Raw genomic sequence first — 19,582 nt, forward strand, 5'->3', positions numbered from 1 at the left:
CGTGGGTTACGGCAGGTACTCATCAGTGGTCGCGTCGGAAACCCTGGCTCTGGTTGGATCCGCCTTGCGACTGGGTTTGCGATTGGCTATTGGCATCTTCCGACGGCGCGGCATCCCTGCCGCTCAATGTGTAGGCACGCACCTTGGCGCTTCCATGCGCGCTGTCGCGCATTGCGACCGGGCGTGCATCATCAGAAGCCGACGCCTCGAAGGCACTTTCGGACACAGCGAGGTCTTCTGACGCTTTGCCGCCAGAGGACTGGCCGGCAAAACCGGTATTGGATGCGCCTTGCTGCCGGTCCTCTAACGACCAGAGGTCCGCCCGGTCATCCATATCGATGCTGCCCTCGTCGTCGAGAATGTCGTGGACGGTCTCATAGAGCGCGTCATCGATATCATTGACCTGGACGAGGAAGCCGCCTCGCCGCAGCCCTTCTGCGTATACCGCACGATCCTCATCGGGAAAGAAGAAGTCCGCCAGCGCGTCGAAGAAACCGCTGCGGTCGTCGCCCATCGTGCCGGCGGTTTTTCCATCCGCCTGATATCCCGGCATCAACCTGATTCTGGCAACCGGCACACCCGCGTCCTCAAGACGAGACACGGCGGATTCGGCTTCCGAGCGGCTGTCGAAAAATGCGGTGAGGCTGCCGCCCCCTGTCGGGCCTGAGAAGGCCGGATTGGTATCGTTATAAATGCTGCTCATGGGATTGTCCTCTCGATGCATAGACCCACGCCGTCGATCCGCCGGCTGGTTTCCTGTTCAGAAAAACAGGTGGACGACAGGAATGTTCCAAGCGAATGCGGAGGATGTAAATGGCGGCTCCCCGATATCGAAATGAGGAACGTTTTGGCATCGAGGATCGTTGTCCGGCGCCGCCGCAATTCCAAGCGCTGTAGCGGTTGACGTCAAACCTTCGAGACGCTAGCACGGCTCTTGACGCATCGGGGATAATTCATATGGACATCTTTACGGCAGCCGGTCTCACGGCTTTGCTGCAGGTCATTGCTATCGACCTCGTTCTCGCCGGCGACAACGCCGTGGTTATCGGTCTTGCCGCTGCCGGCCTCGAGGCCACGCAACGCCGCAAGGCGATCATCGTCGGCATTCTGGCAGCGACCGTCCTGCGTATTCTCTTTGCCAGCGTCGCGGTCTATTTGCTGGCGGTTGTGGGCCTGCTGCTTGCCGGCGGCCTGCTGCTGCTGTGGGTCTGCTGGAAGATGTGGCGCGAGATTCGTGCCGGCCATGGCGACAATCACGATGCGGCGAGTGCCGAAGGCGCGCCGAGAAAGACCTTCTTTCAGGCGGCGACCCAGATCGTCATCGCCGACGTCTCGATGTCGCTCGACAACGTGCTCGCCGTTGCCGGTGCCGCGCGCGAACACCCGAGCGTGCTGGTCATCGGTCTTGCCCTGTCGATCGCGTTGATGGGCATCGCTGCCAACCTGATCGCCCGGTTGCTCAACAATCACCGCTGGATCGCCTATGTCGGCTTGCTTATCATTCTCTACGTTTCGCTCGACATGATTTATCGCGGCGCCGTCGAGGTTATGCCCTACGTATAGTGGCCCTGGAGCAGAATGATTTTAGGCCGGACCGGCCTGAAATCTGAATTCTGTTCGAGGTGTTCAGTCCCGGCAGCGTGCTCTGGAGGCGGGGCTCAAGCCCCGATCCTCACTTCGATTTCGAAACTCATCTGGTCATAGGCCGGCACCACGTGGTCTGGCGTTTCAGCCATCACCGTGTCGTAGTCGAGCGGCGTGTGCATATGCGTGAGGATCGCCCGTTTCGGCTTCAGCCGGCCGATCCAGTCGAGCGACTGTTCCAGCGACAGGTGGCTCGGATGGTAGGTATACTGCAGTGCGTCGATGATCAGCACATCGAGATTGTGAAGCTTGTCGACGGTCTGCGGCGGAAAATCGCTGATATCGCTGCAATAAGCCACATCGCCGATACGGAAACCGAGCGAATGAATATCGCCGTGCTGTTGGATATGCGGATGAAACTGTATCTTGCCGCCGGGGCCGCGGATTTCGACGGGTTCGTCGAGGTTTTCGATGACAATGGGCAGCACGATCGGCGGATAATTGCTGCCCGGCGGCGTTTCCAGGCAATAGCCGAAGGCCTCCCGCAGCCTGTCCATCGTATATTGGTCTGCAAAGATCGGCACCCGGCGGCGGGTGTTGTGAAAATAGCCCCGCAGATCGTCGATGCCATGAATATGGTCTGCATGTGGATGGCTGTAGAGCACGGCATCGACATGGTCGGCCCCCGCCCTGATCATCTGCTCGCGAAAATCCGGTCCGGTGTCGACGACGACGGTGGTGACACCGCCATCCGGCGCAAATTGCTGCACCATGAAGGCGGCGCGCGTGCGCCGGTTCTTCGGATTGTCGGGATTGCAGGCGCCCCAGTCGCCGGTAATACGTGGCACGCCGGGTGACGACGAACAGCCGAGAATGGTGAAGCGCCGCCGGTAGAGCACGCGCTAGACCCTCGGCATCTTCGTAAACAGGCGCAAAGCGTTCTCCGTTGTGATCCGTGCGACCTCTGCGTAGGAAAGGCCGATCGTCTCGGCGAGCACCTCGGCGGTGTTGACGACATAGGACGGTTCGTTGCGCTTGCCCCGCCAGCGCTTCGGCGCCAGATACGGCGCGTCGGTTTCCACCAGCAGCCGATCCTGCGGGATTGTCTTGGCGATCTCGCGCAGCTCTTCCGACTTCGGGAAGGTCAGGATGCCGGAAAAGGAAACATAGCCGCCGAGTTCGACGCCGGTCCGTGCCAGTTCCGCGCCTGCCGAGAAGCAGTGCAGGATGAAGGGGAAGGCCCCCTTCCCCGTTTCCTCGGTCAGGATCGCTGCCATGTCCTTATCGGCGCTGCGGCTGTGGATGACGAGCGGCAGCTGCGTCTCGCGCGCCGCCGCGATATGGCGCAGGAAGCCGGTCTGCTGGTCCTCGGGGTTCTGCGTGTCGTAGAAATAGTCGAGACCGGCCTCGCCGATCGCCACCACCTTCTCATGGGCATTGGCAAGCCGCACCAGTTCTTCCGTCTGGATATCCAGCTCTTCGTCGGCATTGTTCGGATGCGTACCGACCGAGCAGAACACCGATGGATATTTTTCGGTGATCGCCAGCAGCCCGTCGAGCTTGCGCACCCGCGTCGAGATCGTCACCATCTGCTTAACACCGGCCTGGTGGGCGCGCACAACGATTTCGTCACGCTCCGCCCCGAAGTCGGCGAAATCAAGGTGGCAATGCGTATCGATCAGCACGGCCTCAAGCCTCCGGAGCCACGTAGCGCGGGAAGACCGGCGTCGGCGCTTCGAGCGGCGTTCCGGCAACGAGACGGCCGGCTTGCCCGAGAGCAGCGAAGTCGCGCTTGTCTTCCGATGCCGCGACGAGATCGAGCAACTTGCCTGATGAATCAGGCATGAATGGCTGTAGCAGGATGGCGATCTGGCGTACGACTTCGGCTGTGACATAGAGCACCGTGCCCATACGCTCGGGATCGGTCTTCTTCAGCGCCCACGGCGCCTGCCCGGCGAAATAACGGTCGGTTTCGGAAACGACCGAAATGATCGAGGCGAGCGCCCGGTGGATCTGCTGCTTGCCCATGTCGTCGCGTGTCGAGGCATGCAGCGCGTCGGCCTGCGCCAGCATTGCCTTGTCCTCGTCGGTCAGCGGCCCGCATTCGGGGATCTTGCCGTCGCAGTTCTTGACGATCATCGACAGCGAGCGGCTGGCGAGATTGCCGATGCCGTTGGCGAGGTCCGAATTGATGCGGATGCCGATCGCCTCTTCGCTATAACTGCCGTCCTGGCCGAAGGACACTTCGCGCAGGAAGAAGTAGCGCACCGGGTCGAGGCCGAAATGGTCCACCAGATTGACGGGATCGACGACGTTGCCGAGCGACTTCGACATCTTCTCACCCTTGTTGAGCAGGAAGCCATGGGCAAAGACCCGCTTCGGCAGCGGCAATTTCGCCGACATCAGGAAGGCCGGCCAGTAGACCGCGTGGAAGCGGATGATGTCCTTGCCGATAATGTGCACGTCGGCCGGCCAGTATTTTGCCAACGGACCGTTCTTGTCCTCGATATAGCCGGTCGCGGTGATGTAGTTGGTCAGCGCGTCGACCCAGACATACATGACATGGGCGGGATCGTTCGGCACCTTGATGCCCCAGTCGAAGGTCGTGCGCGAAACTGAGAGGTCCTTGAGGCCAGACTTGACGAAGGAGATCACCTCGTTGCGGCGCTCGGCCGGGCCGATGAAGTCGGGATTTGCCTCGTAGTGGGCAAGCAGCTTCTGCTGATATTCGGAGAGCTTGAAGAAATAACTTGCCTCTTCCACCCACTCGACCGGCGTGCCCTGCGGCCCGTAACGCACGCCGTCGGCGCGCAGCTCCGTCTCGTTTTCCTGGTAATAGGCCTCGTCGCGCACCGAATACCAGCCGGCATAGCTGTCCTTGTAGATGTCGCCATTGTCGGCCATCAGGTTCCAGATGTTGCGCGATGTCTCGTGATGACGCTCCTGCGTGGTGCGGATGAAGTCATCGTTTGAGGCATTGAGCAGCGTGGCCATTGCCTGGAATTCGCCCGAATTACGATCGGCGAGCGCCTGCGCGGTGATCCCTTCTGCGCGCGCCGTCTGCTGCATCTTCTGCCCGTGTTCGTCGGTGCCGGTCAGGAAGAACACGTCCTTACCGTCAAGGCGCTGGTAGCGCGCCATCGCATCCGTCGCGATCAGCTCATAGGCATGGCCGATATGCGGCTTGCCATTGGGGTAGGAAATCGCGGTGGTGATGTAGAAGGGTGTCTTGTCTGTCATGGCGGCCAATGTCCGGCTAAGTCTATAAAAATGGTCAGCCGCTCTTAGCGCATGTCACCGTCAAGCGAAACATCAAGTTTTACCGCCGCCAATGATTTCCGGGACGTTGGCGTGGTGAACTTGACTCAGCTTCTGCCGCAATCTACCCGTCATGGAAAAGAGGGCGGGACAGAACGAAGTGCCAGTTTTCATCTATCCGGTTTGTCGTGGCTGCGCGCCGTCGGAGGCGCTTGATTGACATTCGAACCTCTCTATTCACTTTCGGGCCTGTTTGTCGGCGCACTCGTCGGCATCACCGGCGTTGGTGGCGGTTCGCTGATGACACCGTTGCTGGTGCTGCTCTTCGGCGTCCATCCCGCAACCGCCGTCGGCACCGATCTTCTCTATGCGGCGATCACCAAGACCGCCGGCACCGCCGTTCACGGCATGCACGGGCGCGTCAACTGGAAGATCGTCGGCAGCCTCGCGATCGGCAGCGTGCCGGCCGCCTTGCTGATGCTCTGGCTGCTGGCAGGCGTCGACCGCAAAAGTATCGGCGTCACCAACACGATCACCTCGGCACTTGGCTGGCTTCTTGTCATGACCGCGATCATGCTGATCTTCCGAGCCCAGATACTTGAACTGGCGCGGCGCGCCTTCGGCGATCGCACGCCGCCGCAGCCGCGAACCATCCTTGCCCTCACCGTCGTTCTCGGGTTCTTTCTCGGCGTCCTCGTCACCCTGACTTCCGTCGGTGCCGGCGCGCTGGGTGTGACGATCCTGCTGGTCCTTTATCCCAGGCTTGACGTGCGCGAGATCGTCGGGTCCGATATCGTCCATGCGGTTCCGCTGACCCTGATCGGCGGCACGGGCTATTGGTTGATCGGCGAAATCGACTGGCCGATGCTGTTTGCCCTGCTCATCGGCTCTATCCCCGGCATCATCATCGGCAGCTTGCTGGCGCCGAAGTTGCACGAACGCACCATCCGCATCGTCCTTGCCTTGACACTCGCCGTCGTCGCCTGGAAGCTGTTGACCGGCTGACCGGAGCATCGGCATCCCAAGGTTAGCGGCCCGGCTGCTTGATGTCGGCGAGAATGCTGATGATCGTCTGTTTGCGGTCGAGGTTGTAGGCATCCGAAATGGTGAGCCGCTCGGTGATCTCGGAATAGAGCCGCGCCAGCCGCTCAGCAGTCGAGATCTGCCCCTCGCCTGCCGCTGCGCGAGCCCGGTTCATGATGTCGTCGCCGACATGGCTGACGAAGAAATCGAAGATCGTGTCACTTTCCCTGCCCGAAAGCGCGTCGGCCAGCCGATGCATGGCCTTGCGGGCCGTCGCTCCTTCGGCCGCCAGCATCTCGTCGTAGGCGGCGATAATCTCGCCGCCGCCGTAATTCAACAGTTTCAGCGCCTCGCCGACGCTGCCCTTGGCGGCCGAAAGCACCGCCCCACCCTCGCCTGACATGCCGAGATGGGCAAGCGCCGCCATGAGCGCATCGTCGGCCAGTGGCGCCAGTTTCAGCGGCAGGCAGCGCGAGCGGATCGTCGGCAGCAATCGTCCAGGCGCATGCGAGAGCACCAGAAACAGCGCCCGCTTCGGCGGTTCCTCCAGGATCTTCAGGATGGCGTTGGCCGCATTGCGGTTCATGTCGTCCGCCGGATCGATGATGACGATCCGCCAGTTGCCGGTGCCTGATGTCTGCGAGAAGAATTTGCCGGCGCGGCGCACTTCGTCGACGGTGATCGACGACTTCACCTTGCCGGTCTTTTCGTCCACCGGCCGGGCAAGATGCAAGAGATTATGCGAGGCGCCGGAGGCGATCTGCCGGCTGACGGGAGAGGCTGGATCCGGATCGCCGATCGTCTCCGGCGCCCTCTCGGGATCGGGATGCGAGAGCACGTGATTGGCGAAGCGGAAGGCGAGCGTCGCCTTGCCGATGCCTTCCGGCCCCTCGATCAGGATGGCGTGGTGGCCCTTGCCGGACCGATAGGATTGCGCAAGGAAGGCTTCCGCCTCCTCATGGCCGAACAGCCTGGTATTTTCCCCCGGCCAAATGGCGCCGTCGAGCAGTCCGGGCCGGTCTTCACTCATAACGGGCTTCACTCATGATGGGCGGCTTCCGGCGTCCGGGCACGGTCCGCAGGCGACATGAGCTGCCGGACGATCGCCAGAATCTCGGCGGCGATCGCCTCTTCGCCCTGCATGGCGTTGATCACGTGACAGCGCTCCGGCTCGCGGGCGGCGATATCGAGAAAGGCTTCGCGCCGTTTCTCGTGCGTTTCGAGGCGCTCTTTCTCGAAGCGGTCGGGAGCGTCGGCGGCGGCGCGCTTCTGCGCCCGCTCCAGCCCGATTTTGGCGGGGATATCGAGGATCACTGTGCAATCCGGTATCACGCCGTTGATGGCGATGCGCTGCAGGGTTTCGATGAAATCGGGCTCGAGATTGCCGGTGATGCCCTGGTAGACGCGGGAGGAGTCAATAAAGCGGTCGCAGAGCACGATCTTGCCGGTGGCAAGTGCGGGCCGGATCACCTCTTCGACATGGTCGTTTCGCGCCGCTGCAAACAGGATCGCCTCCATCCGCGTGCCGAAGGCTTCGGCAGCCCCTGACAGCAGCACGTGGCGTACGGCCTCGGCACCCGGCGATCCGCCGGGTTCGCGCGTCATCAGCACGTCGCGACCTTCGCCCTTCAGTGCCTCGGCGAGGCGGCGGATCTGCGTGGATTTCCCAGCGCCTTCCCCGCCTTCAAACGTAACGAATAATCCCGTACCGGATGACAATGACAACTTCCCGCATTCCGGGCGCCGCGCGCGCTCCATCTCTTCTATCTATCCGAAGATATCAGGGAGGAAAACCTTTCGCCGCGGCGACATATTCACCTTTCCCGGCAAATTGTATCAGAATGCCGGGTGTTCAAGCCCAGGCGTTCAGCCGGGCGCGGACTTGTCCCAGAGCCAGGAGAAAAACAGCGATTCGCCGAGTTCCAGCATGGCATCAACCGCCCGGCTGCTGAGCGAACCCTCACCGACCGCCTGCATGGTGTAGAGCGGCACTTCCCTGAGCAGCCGGCTGCCCGCGAGAATCCTGAGCGTGCCTGCCTGGGTATTCGCCGTCACCGGCGCCGTCAGCGGCCAACGATAGACGATGCGTGCCGACAGCCTGTCGGGATTGCTGATCGGAATGTAGACGCTGACCGGCGCCTTGGCGATGAGATCGACGGTGCGCGCCGTGCCGCCATAGACGCTGGCGGCTCCAATCACTTCCTTGTCGGCGAAGATCTGCCGGCTCTCGAAGGCGGTCAGCCCCCATTCGAGCACCCGCTTGGCCTCCTCCGTCCGCTCCTTGTCGGAAGCGATTCCGGCAAGCGCCAGAAACAGCCGCCTGCCGTCGCGCTCAACCGACGCGACGATCGAGTAACCCTCCCCCTCGGTAAAGCCGGTGGCCAGCCCGTCGGCGCCGAGATCGAGCCCGAGCAGTGGATTGCGGTTGCGCTGGAAGATCTTGTTCCACTCGAAATCCGGCTGCGCGAAATAGGGATAGAGCTTCGGATAGGATTGCTGCAGGGCCGTGGCCAGCGTGACCATCTCGCGCGCCGTCACCTTGCTCTTTCCATCGGGAAGGCCGGTGGAATTGCCGAACTCGGCCTTCTCCATGCCAAGCTCACGGGCGCGCCGCGTCATCGACACGGCAAATTGCTGCTCGCTTCCAGCCATGCCTTCGGCGAGGATGATGCAGCTGTCATTGGCGCCCTGGATGGCGATGCCCTTGATCAGATCCTCGACGCGCACGCGCGATTTAAGGCTGGCAAACATCGTTGCCGTCCTCGACGGAGCGCCACCGGTTCTCCAAGCATACTCGGAAACCGGATATTCGGTATCGAACGTGATCTGGCCCTTTGTCACCGCCTCGAAGACGAGATCCATCGTCATCAGCTTGGCGAGCGAAGCCGGCGAAAAGCCCTGGTCTTCGTTTTTGGCGAGAAGCACCGTGCCGGTGGCGGCCTCGATCATATAGGCCTGCGTCGCCTTGGTGACGAAACCGGCAGCACCGCTATCGGCCGCAAGCGCCCCGGTGATGAACGGCATAAGGCATGCCAGAGCAATTCCAGCAAAAGTGCTTAGCGAAAAGGTTAGAGCGGTTCGGCGCTTCGATGGGAAGCTGAACCGCTCTAAAAGGCAAAGCACAGGCTTCAGCATCAACAGTTTCCATCGATCGAGCGGCGTGTCGTGAGGAAGTTAGAGCGAGAGGAAATCCGATGCAATTGCCGCGCTCAGCGCGCGGCGAATTTGGCCTGCTGGCGCTTGGCCGAAGCAAGGATCGACTCCTGCGTCAGCCCGTCGTTGCGCACCATCACCGCGTCGAAGGCGAGATCGACGGTTACCGTCTTCACGTCCTCGTTCTGGTAACCGAGCGCGAGAGAGCCAAGCGGCCGTTCGTAGGGCATGGGACCAATCTCCGGCAGCACGACCATCTGGTCGAAGGCCTGCGGGGCATTGTTGACGGACGGTGCTGGCGGCGCCACCAGAACATGCGCACCCGGAGCAAGAGCGGGTGCCGCATTATAGCGCGCGCTCGGCGTCGAGCCGGCATAGGAGGTCGCCGACATCGGTACCGGCACGTTGGCCGGCGTCTCGTAATCTTCCGAACTCTGCAACTGGTCGCGGGTGATCTTGCGGCTGTTGGAGGCGACCATTACGCCGGTTGCGATCTGGCCTTCCGGATTGACGCCGGGAAGACGGCTGCCCTTCGGCGCGTAGGAGGCCATTAGATAGGGCATGTCGTGTCCGTCCATGCGGGCGCGACCGACATATTGCACGCGCACCTTGCCGGTGCCGCTGTGCTGCAGATCCAGCATGTCGGCCGTCTTGTTCGAAAGGTCGATGATGCGGCCTTCATGATAGGGGCCGCGATCGTTGACGCGCACGATGACGGAGGAACCACTTTCGAGATTGGTGACGCGCGCATAGCTCGGCAACGGGAAGGTCGGATGCGCCGCGGAAAGATGCATCTGGTCGTAGACTTCGCCGTTCGCCGTCAGGCGCCCATGAAAAGCCGAGCCATACCAGGAAGCGACGCCGACCTTGTTATAGGCGAAGTCTTCCTTCGGATAATACCACTTGCCCTTCACCTCGTAAGGGTTGCCGACGATATAGCGGCCGCCGCCCTTGGGGATATTGTTGCCGGTGGCGACCCTCGGGCTCGCCTTCACGCCATATTCGGATTCGGAGAAATATTCTTTGCCATGGGATTTCTTCTTCGGCACCGCCTGCGTCGTGCCGCACGCCGCAACCGTCGCACACATCGCCGATACCGCCAGCCACCGTGCTGTCGTTGCGAAAGACGCCGCCCCGTATCCCAATGTCATATGCCCCACGCCGCTCAACGATCGTTATGGTTAAGGAACTTCGCCCCATACTGGGCCAATAACGCCTTATCCCCACCCGCCTAACGAGGATTTAATCTTGCTAAGTTCGTGGCAAATTTACGAACGATTTCGCAGCGATAGCGACAATTCTAATAATTATGGTTTATAAATCACTAACGCGAGCCGCCCCGCCCCGCCCTTCCGCTGCCGCAAAGAGGCCTGAAATTCCCGTGCCGATGCGGTGAATATGGTAAACGTTCGGCCGCTTCAAAGCGCTCGAAAAGCTTTATATTGAGACGCTGTCGGCGATATGACGCTATGCACACGCAGTGTCTCGTATTGACCCTCCGCAACTGCGCGGGAACGAAATGTCCGCCACCGGCTTTGAAGGTTTATGCCTTTGGAGGATCACCATGAACGATGAAATCATTATGCAGCTCGAGACGGTCAGCCAGCAGTTGCATGCCCGGTCTCGCGCGCTTTCTCAGCCAGATCAAGACAACGACATCGCAATCCTGATGTCGGCACTCGCGGTGACGATGGCGGCAGTTCGATCTCTTTGCGAGGATATGAACCAACTCAACGGTCCAAAGGGCCTCGGATCTGACGGACGTTAGATCTGATGTCTCCGGCGCAATTCACACAGAGCTTGCAGCGGCAACGAGATATGCGCCAAACGCAAACTCCCATTGGCGTCCAAAGCTTGCCGGCAGTATCTGAAAGAACAGCGCTTTCTTCCGTTGGATTGTCGCGCGGCGTTCATCGAAAAGTAGATTTTAGCCGCTATTCCAACCCCGCTTCTCATCTCATATCGAGTTCCGGCAATGGATCTTGCGACAGTCCTTCTTCTACACAAGTCTTCCTTCATCGTGGGGGCAATCTGCTTCTTTTACGTGAGATGGCGTTCTGGAGCGACGCCAGGGCTCGGCGTACTTGCCGTCGGTTTCTCCTTGCTCGCGATCGCCTCAACGCTCGCCGGTCTGGATGAGCGCCTTCACATGTCCAATGATGCCAGAACATTCTGGAGTTTTTCGCTTGGCGCCAATGGTTACGGGCTGATGGCGGTGGGTCTTTTCGGCCTCAGCCGGCGTCATAGCTCTCTTCGAGACTGGTGGCCGTTGCTCCTGCCCGTCGTTCTGACGCTGAGTGCCGCGATCACGCCGTGGTATTTGGACAACGGGCTCAGAGCATCCGTGTTCAACGGCAACGCCGCCATTCTGCTTGCCTTGTCAGGGTTCGTGATCGCCCGCGACTTCTTCGACGAGCGTCTGACCGCGCGGCTCGGTCTTTCCGCGGCTATTTTTGTAGCGACGTCCGCGTTGGTCGTGGTCGGTTTCATCTTTCCCAACGATGCGCCTCTTCCCCCGCGCTACGCATTCTTTTTGCTGATCATCTGTCATTTCGCAGTGGCTCTATTCGTGCTCGTGCTCGTGCAGGAACGAGCCGAAGAGAAGCTAACCAGACTTGCCAATACCGATATGCTGACCGGCGTTCCCAACCGGCAGCATTTCTTCAATTCGCTTCCTAAAGGCCTCGGACCCGGAGACGCATTCGTCCTTATCGATATCGACTTTTTCAAGAGTGTGAACGATCGGTTCGGACACGACAAAGGTGATGTTGTTCTCGTAAATGTTGCTCGGACGATTGCTGACAGCATACCCCAGTCCAGCGTCTTTGGTCGGCTGGGCGGCGAGGAGTTCAGCCTCTTCCTTCGCGGCGAAACCGAGGCCTCTGCTTTCGCACTCGCGGAGCAGATACGTGAGGCGGTCAACGCCTTGAGTCTCGTCTTCGACGGAAAACAGGTCTCACTGACCGTCAGCGCAGGTGTGGCGCTGTGGGAAGCGGGCCTCACGGAACAGGACGTCCAGAAGCGTGCGGATCAGGCGCTTTACAGTGCCAAAAATAACGGTCGCAACCGGGTGGAGTTGTTCACCGGCATCGGGTTGACCAATAGCACCCCTGCACTGGAACTGCGATCGGCCCGCGCAGGCTGACAAACACTGGAGCTCGGTCACGCTCAGACTGACTGGCACGCCATAGCGGAATGCCGGCATATGCTACAGAGCAAGTTGACGCTGCGATCAAAGCTGCTAAAACCCAGCCATCGAGTGATTGGGTCGCAAACCGGCACTAACAGCCGGTTGGAAGAAATCAACGAAATGTGATTTCTTAACCTTTCAATCAGATGGAAGAGTGTCCGAGTGGTTTAAGGAACCGGTCTTGAAAACCGGCGTGCGGGAGACCGTACCGTGGGTTCGAATCCCACCTCTTCCGCCATACCGCCAGTCGGCAGGATTTTACTCCCTCGCATGATCTCAGAATGACGGTCCATCCGGCCTGAAATCATAGATTGCTGGAAAAGCTTGCAAGCTGACGGCCGGCAATAGCTCTTACAATGCCGGAGGGCGTGTCCGAGATGTTTTGTAGGGTCGCGGTGCAACCCGATTAAAGGGATTTACGGCCTGGATATAGCGTGACCGGCAGCTGAAGACGCCGCCCCACTCACGAAAACAGCGAGTAGACCCAGAGGCCAACAGAACCCCAGAAGATAACCGGCATCAGTATCATTCCCAAAACGAAAATCTTCGTCACCGCAAAACCCCGCAACTCCACCAATGCCGCAAAATCTATTACGGTGACCGTGAGTTGCCATGGGCACGAAGTCCGGGATCGATCGGACCTTGGTCTAAGTTTCGATCCCTTATTGCATAGTTAAATCGGAATTGGTTCGGCGCCGGTAGGTCGCCGCCGCGATGGCAAGCGCCGTAGCGATCAATGCCGCTGCGACAGCGAAGGTGATCTGCATGCCTGAATGCACGGCCTCGGGACGCGCCGCGGCGATCTCGGATGCTGCCGATCCGTACGCGAACACGGCTCCCATGACGGATGCGCCGGTGATCAGCCCGAGATTGCGCGACAGGTGGAGCACGCCGGAGATGACGCCGCGCTGGTCGGCGCGGACATCCGCCATAACAGCCGTGTTGTTGGCTGCCTGGAACAGCTGATAGCCAGGCGTCAGCACAGCGATGGCGGTGATGTAGCCGGCGATTCCGGGCAGCACGGCGAGAGCGATGGAACCGGCGGCCATGGCGACGAGCCCTGCGGCAATGACGAAGGGCGCGTCCAGACGATCGACCAGGCGACCGGCCGGGACACCGCTGAGGATGGAGATGACGGGACCGATCGACATGACGGCTCCGACCAGCGCTTCGTTGAGCCCGAGCGCACGGGAGAGATAGAAGGGCGCGACCACCAGCGTCGCCATCATGACCGTCGAAACGAGCGCGTTCATCACCAGACTGGCGGTGAGCACGCGATTGCGGAATAGCGCCACCTGGATCAGCGGCGATGCCGTTCTGACCTCGGCGAAGACAAAGAGAGCGGCGCCGAAGCCGGCGGCGAGCAGCAGTGCCAGGTTCAACAGGCCAAAGCTGCCATGCCCGACCGTCATTGCCAGCGCATAGGCCGAAAGCGTCAGGGCAAGCAGTAGCGTGCCCAATGTATCGAAGCCGGCCCGATCCTTCTTCTTCTGTCCGCCGATCTCGTCCGGCAGATAACGATAGGCGAGAACGAAGGTCGCAATGCCGAGCGGTACGTTGACGAGGAAGATTGCCGGCCAGCCGAAAGAGGCGATCATGAGCCCGCCGAGCGACGGCCCAAGAGCCGTGCCGACCGCCGACATCGTTCCGAGCAGCCCCATGGCGCTCCCGGTCCTCGCCTTCGGCACCGTATCACCGACAAATGCCATGGTGAGCGCCATCATGATGGCCGCGCCCAGACCCTGTAGCGCGCGCGCCGCAATCATCAGCCACAGCGTCGGTGCAAGGCCGCAGACGACCGAGGCCAGCGTGAAGAGCAGGATGCCGATGAGCAGCAGCCGGCGGCGGCCGGTAATATCGCCGAGCCGCCCGACGCTGACGATCAGCGTGGTGATGGCAAGGAGATAGGCGAGCACGATCCACTGGACGTCCTGGAAGGAGGCGTTGAACGCCCGCGCCAGGCTCGGCAGGCCGACATTGGCGATGCTGGTGCCGAGCGATGGCAACAACATGGAGAGGGAAAGACTGGTGAGTGCCCAACGGACGGAATATGTGCGTTCGACACCGGCCTCGCCTGGCTCTGCAATGATCGGCTTCACCGTGAACTCCTCGTTACTGCTCCCGAAACGGAGCGAAGGAAACATAACGCTCCGGCCGATATGGCGAAACGCGCAGCATTTGCATTGTATTGATGCGTTTGGCGCCACATCAAACAGTGTTATATCGGATGTATGTCGACACCCGATCTCAACCTGCTTGTCACCCTGGATGTGCTGCTTGCCGAAGGCAGCGTTGCGCGTGCGGCCCAAAGGCTGCGGCTCAGCCCGTCGGCGATGAGCCGGGCGCTGGCGCGATTGCGCGAAACGACGGGCGATCCGCTGCTGGTGCGCGCCGGCCGCGGCCTCGTCCCCACGCCCCGGGCGCTCGAACTGCGCGAACGGGTCGGCCGGATCGTCGAGGAGGCGCAAACGGTCCTGCGCCCTGCCGAGGCGCTCGACCTTCAACGCCTGGTCCGAACGTTCACGCTGCGCGCCAGCGAGGGCTTCGCCGAGAGCTTCGGACCCGATCTTATCGCCCGCCTCGGTGGTGATGCGCCCGGCGTGCGGCTGCGTTTCGTGCAGAAGCCAGACAAGGACAGCGCCCCATTGCGCGACGGAAGCGTCGACCTGGAAACCGGTGTCGTCGGCGACACGATGGGCCCGGAGGTGCGGGCGCAGGCCCTGTTCCGCGACCGCTTCATCGGGGTCGTTCGAACGGGGCATGCGCTTTGCCGGGACGATGTCACACCCTCCCGATATGCGGCCGGCCGGCACATCCATGTCTCGCGGCGCGGGCTCGACAAGGGCGCGATCGATGAAGCCCTTGATGCGCTCGGGCTGGAACGGCAGATTGCCACCATCGTCGGCGGTTTTTCCACCGCGCTGGCTCTCGCCCGCGCGTCGGATTTGATCGCCAGCGTGCCGGAACGGCACACCGGAGCTTTGCGCCAGGGGATGCACAGTTTTCCCCTGCCGGTTCCGACCCCTGAGATCACCGTTTCACTGCTGTGGCATCCCCGGATGGATGCCGATCCGGCCCATCGCTGGCTGCGCGGCTGCGTTCGGGACGCTTGCGCGGCGGGGTGATCGGCGGCCACGTCGAACTGACCGGCGAGTGATCGATCCGTTCGCAATGGTTGACTATCCCTTGTAGACGTGATTTCCCGCGCCCAAGATCATCAGGCGAATTATCAGGCGGAAACATCATGGCCGACGACATCATCGTAAAGGACAGCAACGGAAGCCAGCTTCACGATGGCGATTCCGTGACGCTGATCAAGGACCTCAAGGTCAAGGGAACCTCCGAGACGCTGAAGCGCGGAACGCTGGTCAAGGGCATTCGCCTGACCTCCAATCTCGGCGAGATCGAGTGCAACACCAAGCAGGTCAAGGGTCTGGTGTTGAAAACGGAATTCCTCAAGAAGGCATAGGATCGGCCTCGCCCGCCCCGTCCTGCGGCACTTCCTCGGTGATCACCTCGAAGCGGGAGAGCGTTGCCGGGCCGAAGGCCGTCGACATCGCGACGTCGGTGGCGTCGCGGCCGGTCCCCATCAGTATCCTGCCGATGCGCGGCCTATTGTGGCGGGCATCGACCGTATGCCAGTGGCCGCCGAGAAAAACCTCGAACCAGGCGCTGAAATCCATTGGATTGGGATCGATCGGGACACCGATATCGCCGAGATAACCGGTGCAGTATCGGGCTGGGATATTCATGCATCGGCAAAGCGCGATGGCGAGGTGGGCAAAGTCGCGGCAGACGCCGGCCTTGTCGGTGAAGCCGCCATGCGCGGTTCGCAGCAAATCGGCCTTCTGGTAGTCGAAGGTGATGTGGTCATGAACGAAATCGCAGATCGCCTGGACGCGCGCCCAGCCGAGCGGCGTCGACGAGAATGTTGCCCAGGCAAAATCGCCAAGCCTGTCGGTGTCGCAATAGCGGCTGCCGAGCAGGAAGACGAGCACATCGTCCGGCAGGTCATTGATCGCATGTTGGATGGCATCGTCGGGAACTATGTCCGGTTGCCCGCTGTCATAGATCTCGAATTCCGTGGAAATCGTTGTAAGGCCTGGCGGGGCGACGATCCGGCTGCAGGCATTGCCGAACACATCGGTATAGCCCCAGGCCTCGATCGGCTGGTCGAATGTCAGCACCTGCTCGCTGAGAAGATCGGCGCGACGGGAGGGATGAATATTGAGGACGAGCAGCATCGGTGTCGGCTGCGTACATTCATAGCCCAAATGAAACCCGGCGCGTATCTTCATTGTGGCTTCCTTGTGTCCCACATAGGTGGCGTGACTATGCAACGTGGATCGCGCTGCCCGGTTCCCGCAGCCGCGGCTGTCGCCGCAAAACTCGGGATGTCCGATATTACTTCGTGGTGACGTTGACCTGCACCGTCATGCTGTCGAAATCCGTCCCATCCCCATCATAGCTGCCGCTCAACGGGACTGCCTGGCGCGGATCGCGGGCAACGGCGACACGAATGAGATCGCGGTTGCCGACGATCCCATTGGTCGGATCGAACTCCGTCCAGCCGGCGCCCGGAAGATAAATCTGGCACCACGCATGGGTGGAACCGCCGCCGAGCACGGTGGAGCCGTCGCGATCGGGAACATAGACATAACCCGTGACAAACCGCGCCGCGAGGCCGAGGACGCGTGCCGCCTCCATCATCAGCAGCGCGAAATCCCGGCAGGTGCCGGAGCGAAGCTGCAAAGTCTGCTGCGGCGTCTGCGTTCCGTGCTCCATCCGGCGCGCATAGACGAAGCTTTCCCGAATGGCATAACAGAGCGTCATCAGCAGATGCCCGGTCTCTGTCGGACGTCCCTGCCGCACGAACTGGCGCGCCCAGCGTCCGACATCGTCGTTGGGGTCGGGATAATGGCGCTGCATCGCCGGCGTCAGATCGGCAATTTCGTCCTTGTCGTAGGAGAATGGATAGGTCAGGGCCTGGTCGTCTACCTTGAGATCAAGGGCGACCTGGGGTGTGTGATCGAGCGTGATCCAGGTTTCGAAACGAAGCTCGGACGCCGGCCTCGAAAAATCGATGAGCGCCACGCAATTGCCGAAAACATCGTGGATCCAGCGCACATGACTTTCCTTAGGATATATCGTCAACGACGCTTCGATCAGCCGCTGGTCAAAACTGTCGCGCGGCCGGAACATCAGGCGATGCTCGCCGAAATCGACCGCCCTGACGTACCGATAGGACGTGATGTGGCGGACGGAAAAAATCGTCATCGGCCGCCGTCCGGTAATCTTTTCACTTCCTTGCTCCAAGACGGCGACGCCGCTCTTCCTCTACGGAGGCGCCCTCGCCGCTTCGCCGCTCATCCCGATTTCTTGTCATATAAGCACATTCGAAAAATTGCTATTCTACATCAAGCGATCGACGGCAGAGCCGTCCAACCTAAGAGGATAAAATGCATATCATCTGGGACGTTCTGACGCTTCTGCTGACAATCGGCTCGCTCTATGGCGGTCGCGAATACCGGATTATTCGCGCCCGTGCCCGCGCCCAGAACTGGGGCAACTTCTGATTGGATTAGACTTGAACGCATCGCTGTCGCCACGGTGGCGGTTACGTCGAATGACGTAAAGCCATACGCTTAAGGAAATGCTTCATTAGCCGAGACGGCGTCTATCCGTCCATTCTCCCTGTTATTGCAAGCCCGCCTCACCCCAGGCGGGCTTTTTTCGCCGTTGACCCTTCTTCGCCTGCCGCGAGAATATTGGCGCACGTCTCACTTCTTGGCACCTGCCGAAAGCACCCGATGTGTCGCATTGTCCATGGCGTGGCTCGCCTCCTGCCCATCCTTCTTCAGCCCGTATGCGGTATTGCCGCAGCCGGAAAGCGTGAGCAGGCAGATGCAGGCGATGGCGATTGCAGCTTTTGACATCGAGTTTCCCCAGATGGAGTGGCGATCAGGGAAAGATGATGCATTTCCTGCCAAAATCAATCCGCCGGCCTTCGGTGCGGATCGCATATGGAACTCTATGGCGCGAGCGGCGTTTACAGAAGCCATCCAACCGGGATCAACGACATGGATTATCAGATTGCCTTCGCCGCGACCGTCGCGACAGCGTCCTTCCTCGTCTTCATGCTCGTCGTTCACCGGACATAATCGCCCGGAGGTGTGTAGCGGTGCCGGCAGAACCCCATGCATTAAAACAAAGCGCTAAAACGCGTTGCATGAATTATTTTGATGCGACGGACTTCAGACGTTCATAGCACCGACGACACGACGGAGATTAAGATTGGCACAATAAACGCAGCTTATCCGTCAGTGCACCCCTAAATATTAGACAAGAAACGTTTCAATTTATACAAGCATTTAAACCATTATCGAATGTATTTAATTTTAGTTAAATGTCACGTTTAACTATCCATTAACAATATCCTTGCGCGCCGTCCGCTTCCGCTTATGCTTTATGCAAAGGGGAGAGGAACGATGTTTAGCAAAAGCCTGATCATGCCGGTGGGATTTGCAATACTTGCCATTGCTGGCCTCTTGTTTCAGATTGCTATCCACGCGTTGGAGTCCCCAGTTACCATGCTGCAGCCGTAAGTCACATAAGTTGCTGAACTCGCAAGCAATCTCGTAACTGGGAGTGGAACTTCCCTTCGATTCGTGCATTCTGTGACTCGTTTTGCCAGGAGGGAGATAATCATGGAAAACGCAGGCGTGGGTTGGATTGCAGCCATCATCATCGGTGGCATCGCCGGATGGCTGGCGGAAAAGGTCATGAGCAGCAGCATGGGCTTGCTCATGAACATATTGCTCGGCATCGTCGGCGCCATCGTCGCCAACTGGATCCTGGGTCTGTTGCACATCCAGCCGCTTGCAGGTTGGCTGGGTTATCTGATCACCGGCTTTATCGGTGCCTGCATCCTGATTTTCATCGGGCGCGTCATCCGCCGCTGAAGGTCGCGCTAGCCTTCAAACATCGAAAGCCGGGCTATCATTGCGCCCGGCTTTTCATTGTCCTGAATTCTTTCTAGCGGCGGCTCAGCAGGCCGAAAACATAGGCAATGCCTGCCGTCACCGCGAGCGCCATCAGCGGTTCTTCACGAACCTTGTCGCGCAGCTGTTCCGTCATCAGCGATGCCTCGTCGGTCACCGCCGACTTTGCCCCCTGGCCGAGCGCGACCACGCTTTCCGTCAGCCGGGAGAGATCGTTGCGAAGGGCCGCGACCTGCGCCGACAGATCGTCTGCTGCGATATCGGCCTTGACCCGCGCAGCGGTGGATTCGGCGGAAGCGGTTTTCAATTCAGCCATGGTCTGCTCCTGTTTCATGGGATGCGGCTTCAACGAAATGGCGGCCCGAAAGGTTCC

General features: G+C 60.4%; 21 protein-coding genes and 1 tRNA gene. 9 read left to right on the forward strand and 13 right to left on the reverse strand.

The features are described from left to right. Positions 1 to 22: 22 nt before the first annotated feature. Positions 23 to 703 (reverse strand): hypothetical protein, encoded by a 681-nt coding sequence (locus tag HJB83_RS21965; protein WP_221132628.1) that lies wholly within the window; start codon positions 701 to 703, stop codon positions 23 to 25. 254 nt (positions 704 to 957) lie between these two features. Here HJB83_RS21965 and HJB83_RS21970 point away from each other — a divergent pair, with 254 nt between their 5' ends. Further along, entirely contained in the window at positions 958 to 1,563 is a 606-nt protein-coding gene (locus HJB83_RS21970) for a TerC family protein (protein ID WP_207580509.1), read from the forward strand. Between the two features lie 95 nt (positions 1,564 to 1,658). Here the strand turns inward: HJB83_RS21970 and HJB83_RS21975 are convergent, their stop codons facing one another. The 3 genes from HJB83_RS21975 to metG are packed head-to-tail and all read right to left on the reverse strand — an operon-like array spanning position 1,659 to position 4,824. Beyond that, entirely contained in the window at positions 1,659 to 2,483 is an 825-nt protein-coding gene (locus HJB83_RS21975) for an MBL fold metallo-hydrolase (RefSeq protein ID WP_221115997.1), read from the reverse strand. 3 nt (positions 2,484 to 2,486) lie between these two features. Continuing rightward, on the reverse strand, positions 2,487 to 3,269 hold the full coding sequence (locus HJB83_RS21980) for a TatD family hydrolase (protein ID WP_221132629.1): 783 nt from the start codon (positions 3,267 to 3,269) through the stop codon (positions 2,487 to 2,489). A gap of 4 nt (positions 3,270 to 3,273) precedes the next feature. Beyond that, positions 3,274 to 4,824 carry a methionine--tRNA ligase gene (metG, locus tag HJB83_RS21985; protein WP_221132630.1) on the reverse strand — a complete coding sequence of 517 codons (1,551 nt, stop codon included), beginning with the start codon at positions 4,822 to 4,824 and terminating at the stop codon, positions 3,274 to 3,276. 234 nt (positions 4,825 to 5,058) lie between these two features. Here metG and HJB83_RS21990 point away from each other — a divergent pair, with 234 nt between their 5' ends. Further along, entirely contained in the window at positions 5,059 to 5,847 is a 789-nt protein-coding gene (locus tag HJB83_RS21990; RefSeq protein ID WP_207580513.1) for a sulfite exporter TauE/SafE family protein, read from the forward strand. A 22-nt stretch (positions 5,848 to 5,869) separates the two neighbouring features. Here the strand turns inward: HJB83_RS21990 and HJB83_RS21995 are convergent, their stop codons facing one another. The 4 genes from HJB83_RS21995 to HJB83_RS22010 form a co-directional block, all read right to left on the reverse strand. Next, complete coding sequence (locus tag HJB83_RS21995; protein WP_221132631.1) at positions 5,870 to 6,895, reverse strand: DNA polymerase III subunit delta'; 1,026 nt, start codon at positions 6,893 to 6,895, stop codon at positions 5,870 to 5,872. Between the two features lie 8 nt (positions 6,896 to 6,903). Continuing rightward, positions 6,904 to 7,584 carry a dTMP kinase gene (tmk, locus tag HJB83_RS22000; RefSeq protein WP_207580515.1) on the reverse strand — a complete coding sequence of 227 codons (681 nt, stop codon included), beginning with the start codon at positions 7,582 to 7,584 and terminating at the stop codon, positions 6,904 to 6,906. Between the two features lie 147 nt (positions 7,585 to 7,731). Continuing rightward, positions 7,732 to 8,889 (reverse strand): D-alanyl-D-alanine carboxypeptidase family protein, encoded by a 1,158-nt coding sequence (locus HJB83_RS22005; RefSeq protein WP_221116001.1) that lies wholly within the window; start codon positions 8,887 to 8,889, stop codon positions 7,732 to 7,734. A gap of 185 nt (positions 8,890 to 9,074) precedes the next feature. Continuing rightward, entirely contained in the window at positions 9,075 to 10,169 is a 1,095-nt protein-coding gene (locus HJB83_RS22010) for a septal ring lytic transglycosylase RlpA family protein (protein ID WP_207580517.1), read from the reverse strand. A 413-nt stretch (positions 10,170 to 10,582) separates the two neighbouring features. On the opposite strand from HJB83_RS22010, the gene HJB83_RS22015 reads away from it, so the two are divergent. The 3 genes from HJB83_RS22015 to HJB83_RS22025 all read left to right on the forward strand — a co-directional run bounded on the left by HJB83_RS22015 (position 10,583) and on the right by HJB83_RS22025 (position 12,446). Further along, a complete protein-coding gene (locus HJB83_RS22015; RefSeq protein ID WP_207580518.1) occupies positions 10,583 to 10,786 on the forward strand; it encodes a hypothetical protein in 204 nt (67 codons plus the stop codon). 207 nt (positions 10,787 to 10,993) lie between these two features. Beyond that, the gene (locus tag HJB83_RS22020) at positions 10,994 to 12,163 is read left to right on the forward strand and encodes a GGDEF domain-containing protein (RefSeq protein ID WP_221132632.1); all 1,170 of its coding nucleotides are present in this window, start codon (positions 10,994 to 10,996) and stop codon (positions 12,161 to 12,163) included. 193 nt (positions 12,164 to 12,356) lie between these two features. Continuing rightward, a tRNA-Ser gene (locus tag HJB83_RS22025) sits at positions 12,357 to 12,446 on the forward strand. Between the two features lie 424 nt (positions 12,447 to 12,870). Here HJB83_RS22025 and HJB83_RS22030 read toward each other — a convergent pair. After that, positions 12,871 to 14,307, reverse strand: coding sequence for an MFS transporter (locus HJB83_RS22030; RefSeq protein WP_221116004.1), 1,437 nt, complete (start codon positions 14,305 to 14,307; stop codon positions 12,871 to 12,873). 132 nt (positions 14,308 to 14,439) lie between these two features. Between HJB83_RS22030 and HJB83_RS22035 the strand changes: the two genes are divergently transcribed. Beyond that, the gene (locus HJB83_RS22035) at positions 14,440 to 15,333 is read left to right on the forward strand and encodes a LysR family transcriptional regulator (protein WP_221116005.1); all 894 of its coding nucleotides are present in this window, start codon (positions 14,440 to 14,442) and stop codon (positions 15,331 to 15,333) included. A gap of 119 nt (positions 15,334 to 15,452) precedes the next feature. Then, positions 15,453 to 15,677, forward strand: a complete 225-nt coding sequence (locus HJB83_RS22040) for an alkylphosphonate utilization protein (RefSeq protein ID WP_207580522.1) — start codon at positions 15,453 to 15,455, stop codon at positions 15,675 to 15,677. Here the strand turns inward: HJB83_RS22040 and HJB83_RS22045 are convergent. From HJB83_RS22045 to HJB83_RS22055, 3 genes are all read right to left on the reverse strand, one after another. Then, positions 15,664 to 16,506: a transglutaminase family protein gene (locus tag HJB83_RS22045; protein ID WP_207580523.1), complete on the reverse strand. Its 843-nt coding sequence runs from the start codon at positions 16,504 to 16,506 to the stop codon at positions 15,664 to 15,666. The genes HJB83_RS22040 and HJB83_RS22045 overlap by 14 nt on opposite strands. 106 nt (positions 16,507 to 16,612) lie before the next feature. Continuing rightward, positions 16,613 to 17,485 (reverse strand): transglutaminase family protein, encoded by an 873-nt coding sequence (locus tag HJB83_RS22050; RefSeq protein ID WP_207580524.1) that lies wholly within the window; start codon positions 17,483 to 17,485, stop codon positions 16,613 to 16,615. Positions 17,486 to 17,988: 503 nt separating this feature from the next. Beyond that, positions 17,989 to 18,144, reverse strand: a complete 156-nt coding sequence (locus HJB83_RS22055) for a hypothetical protein (RefSeq protein ID WP_018495827.1) — start codon at positions 18,142 to 18,144, stop codon at positions 17,989 to 17,991. Between the two features lie 87 nt (positions 18,145 to 18,231). On the opposite strand from HJB83_RS22055, the gene HJB83_RS22060 reads away from it, so the two are divergent. Together HJB83_RS22060 and HJB83_RS22065 are read left to right on the forward strand one after the other, a co-directional pair. Further along, complete coding sequence (locus HJB83_RS22060; protein WP_207580526.1) at positions 18,232 to 18,369, forward strand: hypothetical protein; 138 nt, start codon at positions 18,232 to 18,234, stop codon at positions 18,367 to 18,369. 546 nt (positions 18,370 to 18,915) lie between these two features. After that, positions 18,916 to 19,170, forward strand: a complete 255-nt coding sequence (locus HJB83_RS22065) for a GlsB/YeaQ/YmgE family stress response membrane protein (protein ID WP_207580527.1) — start codon at positions 18,916 to 18,918, stop codon at positions 19,168 to 19,170. A 73-nt stretch (positions 19,171 to 19,243) separates the two neighbouring features. Here HJB83_RS22065 and HJB83_RS22070 read toward each other — a convergent pair whose 3' ends face one another. Then, positions 19,244 to 19,525, reverse strand: a complete 282-nt coding sequence (locus HJB83_RS22070; RefSeq protein ID WP_026188395.1) for a hypothetical protein — start codon at positions 19,523 to 19,525, stop codon at positions 19,244 to 19,246. Positions 19,526 to 19,582 lie beyond the last annotated feature (57 nt).

The sequence above is a fragment of the Rhizobium sp. NZLR11 genome (assembly GCF_019685115.1).
In the GTDB taxonomy this organism is placed as follows: Bacteria; Pseudomonadota; Alphaproteobacteria; order Rhizobiales; family Rhizobiaceae; genus Rhizobium.

Bases quoted from the DNA above. Each gene is read 5' to 3' on its own strand.
- HJB83_RS21965 (WP_221132628.1), bottom strand. From the start codon at position 703: ATGAGCAGCATTTATAACGATACCAATCCGGCCTTCTCAGGCCCGACA.
- HJB83_RS21970 (WP_207580509.1), top strand. From the start codon at position 958: ATGGACATCTTTACGGCAGCCGGTCTCACGGCTTTGCTGCAGGTCATT.
- metG (WP_221132630.1), bottom strand. From the start codon at position 4,824: ATGACAGACAAGACACCCTTCTACATCACCACCGCGATTTCCTACCCC.
- HJB83_RS21995 (WP_221132631.1), bottom strand. From the start codon at position 6,895: ATGAGTGAAGACCGGCCCGGACTGCTCGACGGCGCCATTTGGCCGGGG.
- HJB83_RS22005 (WP_221116001.1), bottom strand. From the start codon at position 8,889: ATGCCGTTCATCACCGGGGCGCTTGCGGCCGATAGCGGTGCTGCCGGT.
- HJB83_RS22010 (WP_207580517.1), bottom strand. From the start codon at position 10,169: ATGACATTGGGATACGGGGCGGCGTCTTTCGCAACGACAGCACGGTGG.
- HJB83_RS22015 (WP_207580518.1), top strand. From the start codon at position 10,583: ATGAACGATGAAATCATTATGCAGCTCGAGACGGTCAGCCAGCAGTTG.
- HJB83_RS22020 (WP_221132632.1), top strand. From the start codon at position 10,994: ATGGATCTTGCGACAGTCCTTCTTCTACACAAGTCTTCCTTCATCGTG.
- HJB83_RS22035 (WP_221116005.1), top strand. From the start codon at position 14,440: ATGTCGACACCCGATCTCAACCTGCTTGTCACCCTGGATGTGCTGCTT.
- HJB83_RS22040 (WP_207580522.1), top strand. From the start codon at position 15,453: ATGGCCGACGACATCATCGTAAAGGACAGCAACGGAAGCCAGCTTCAC.
- HJB83_RS22045 (WP_207580523.1), bottom strand. From the start codon at position 16,506: ATGAAGATACGCGCCGGGTTTCATTTGGGCTATGAATGTACGCAGCCG.
- HJB83_RS22050 (WP_207580524.1), bottom strand. From the start codon at position 17,485: ATGACGATTTTTTCCGTCCGCCACATCACGTCCTATCGGTACGTCAGG.
- HJB83_RS22055 (WP_018495827.1), bottom strand. From the start codon at position 18,144: ATGTCAAAAGCTGCAATCGCCATCGCCTGCATCTGCCTGCTCACGCTT.
- HJB83_RS22060 (WP_207580526.1), top strand. From the start codon at position 18,232: ATGGAACTCTATGGCGCGAGCGGCGTTTACAGAAGCCATCCAACCGGG.
- HJB83_RS22065 (WP_207580527.1), top strand. From the start codon at position 18,916: ATGGAAAACGCAGGCGTGGGTTGGATTGCAGCCATCATCATCGGTGGC.
- HJB83_RS22070 (WP_026188395.1), bottom strand. From the start codon at position 19,525: ATGGCTGAATTGAAAACCGCTTCCGCCGAATCCACCGCTGCGCGGGTC.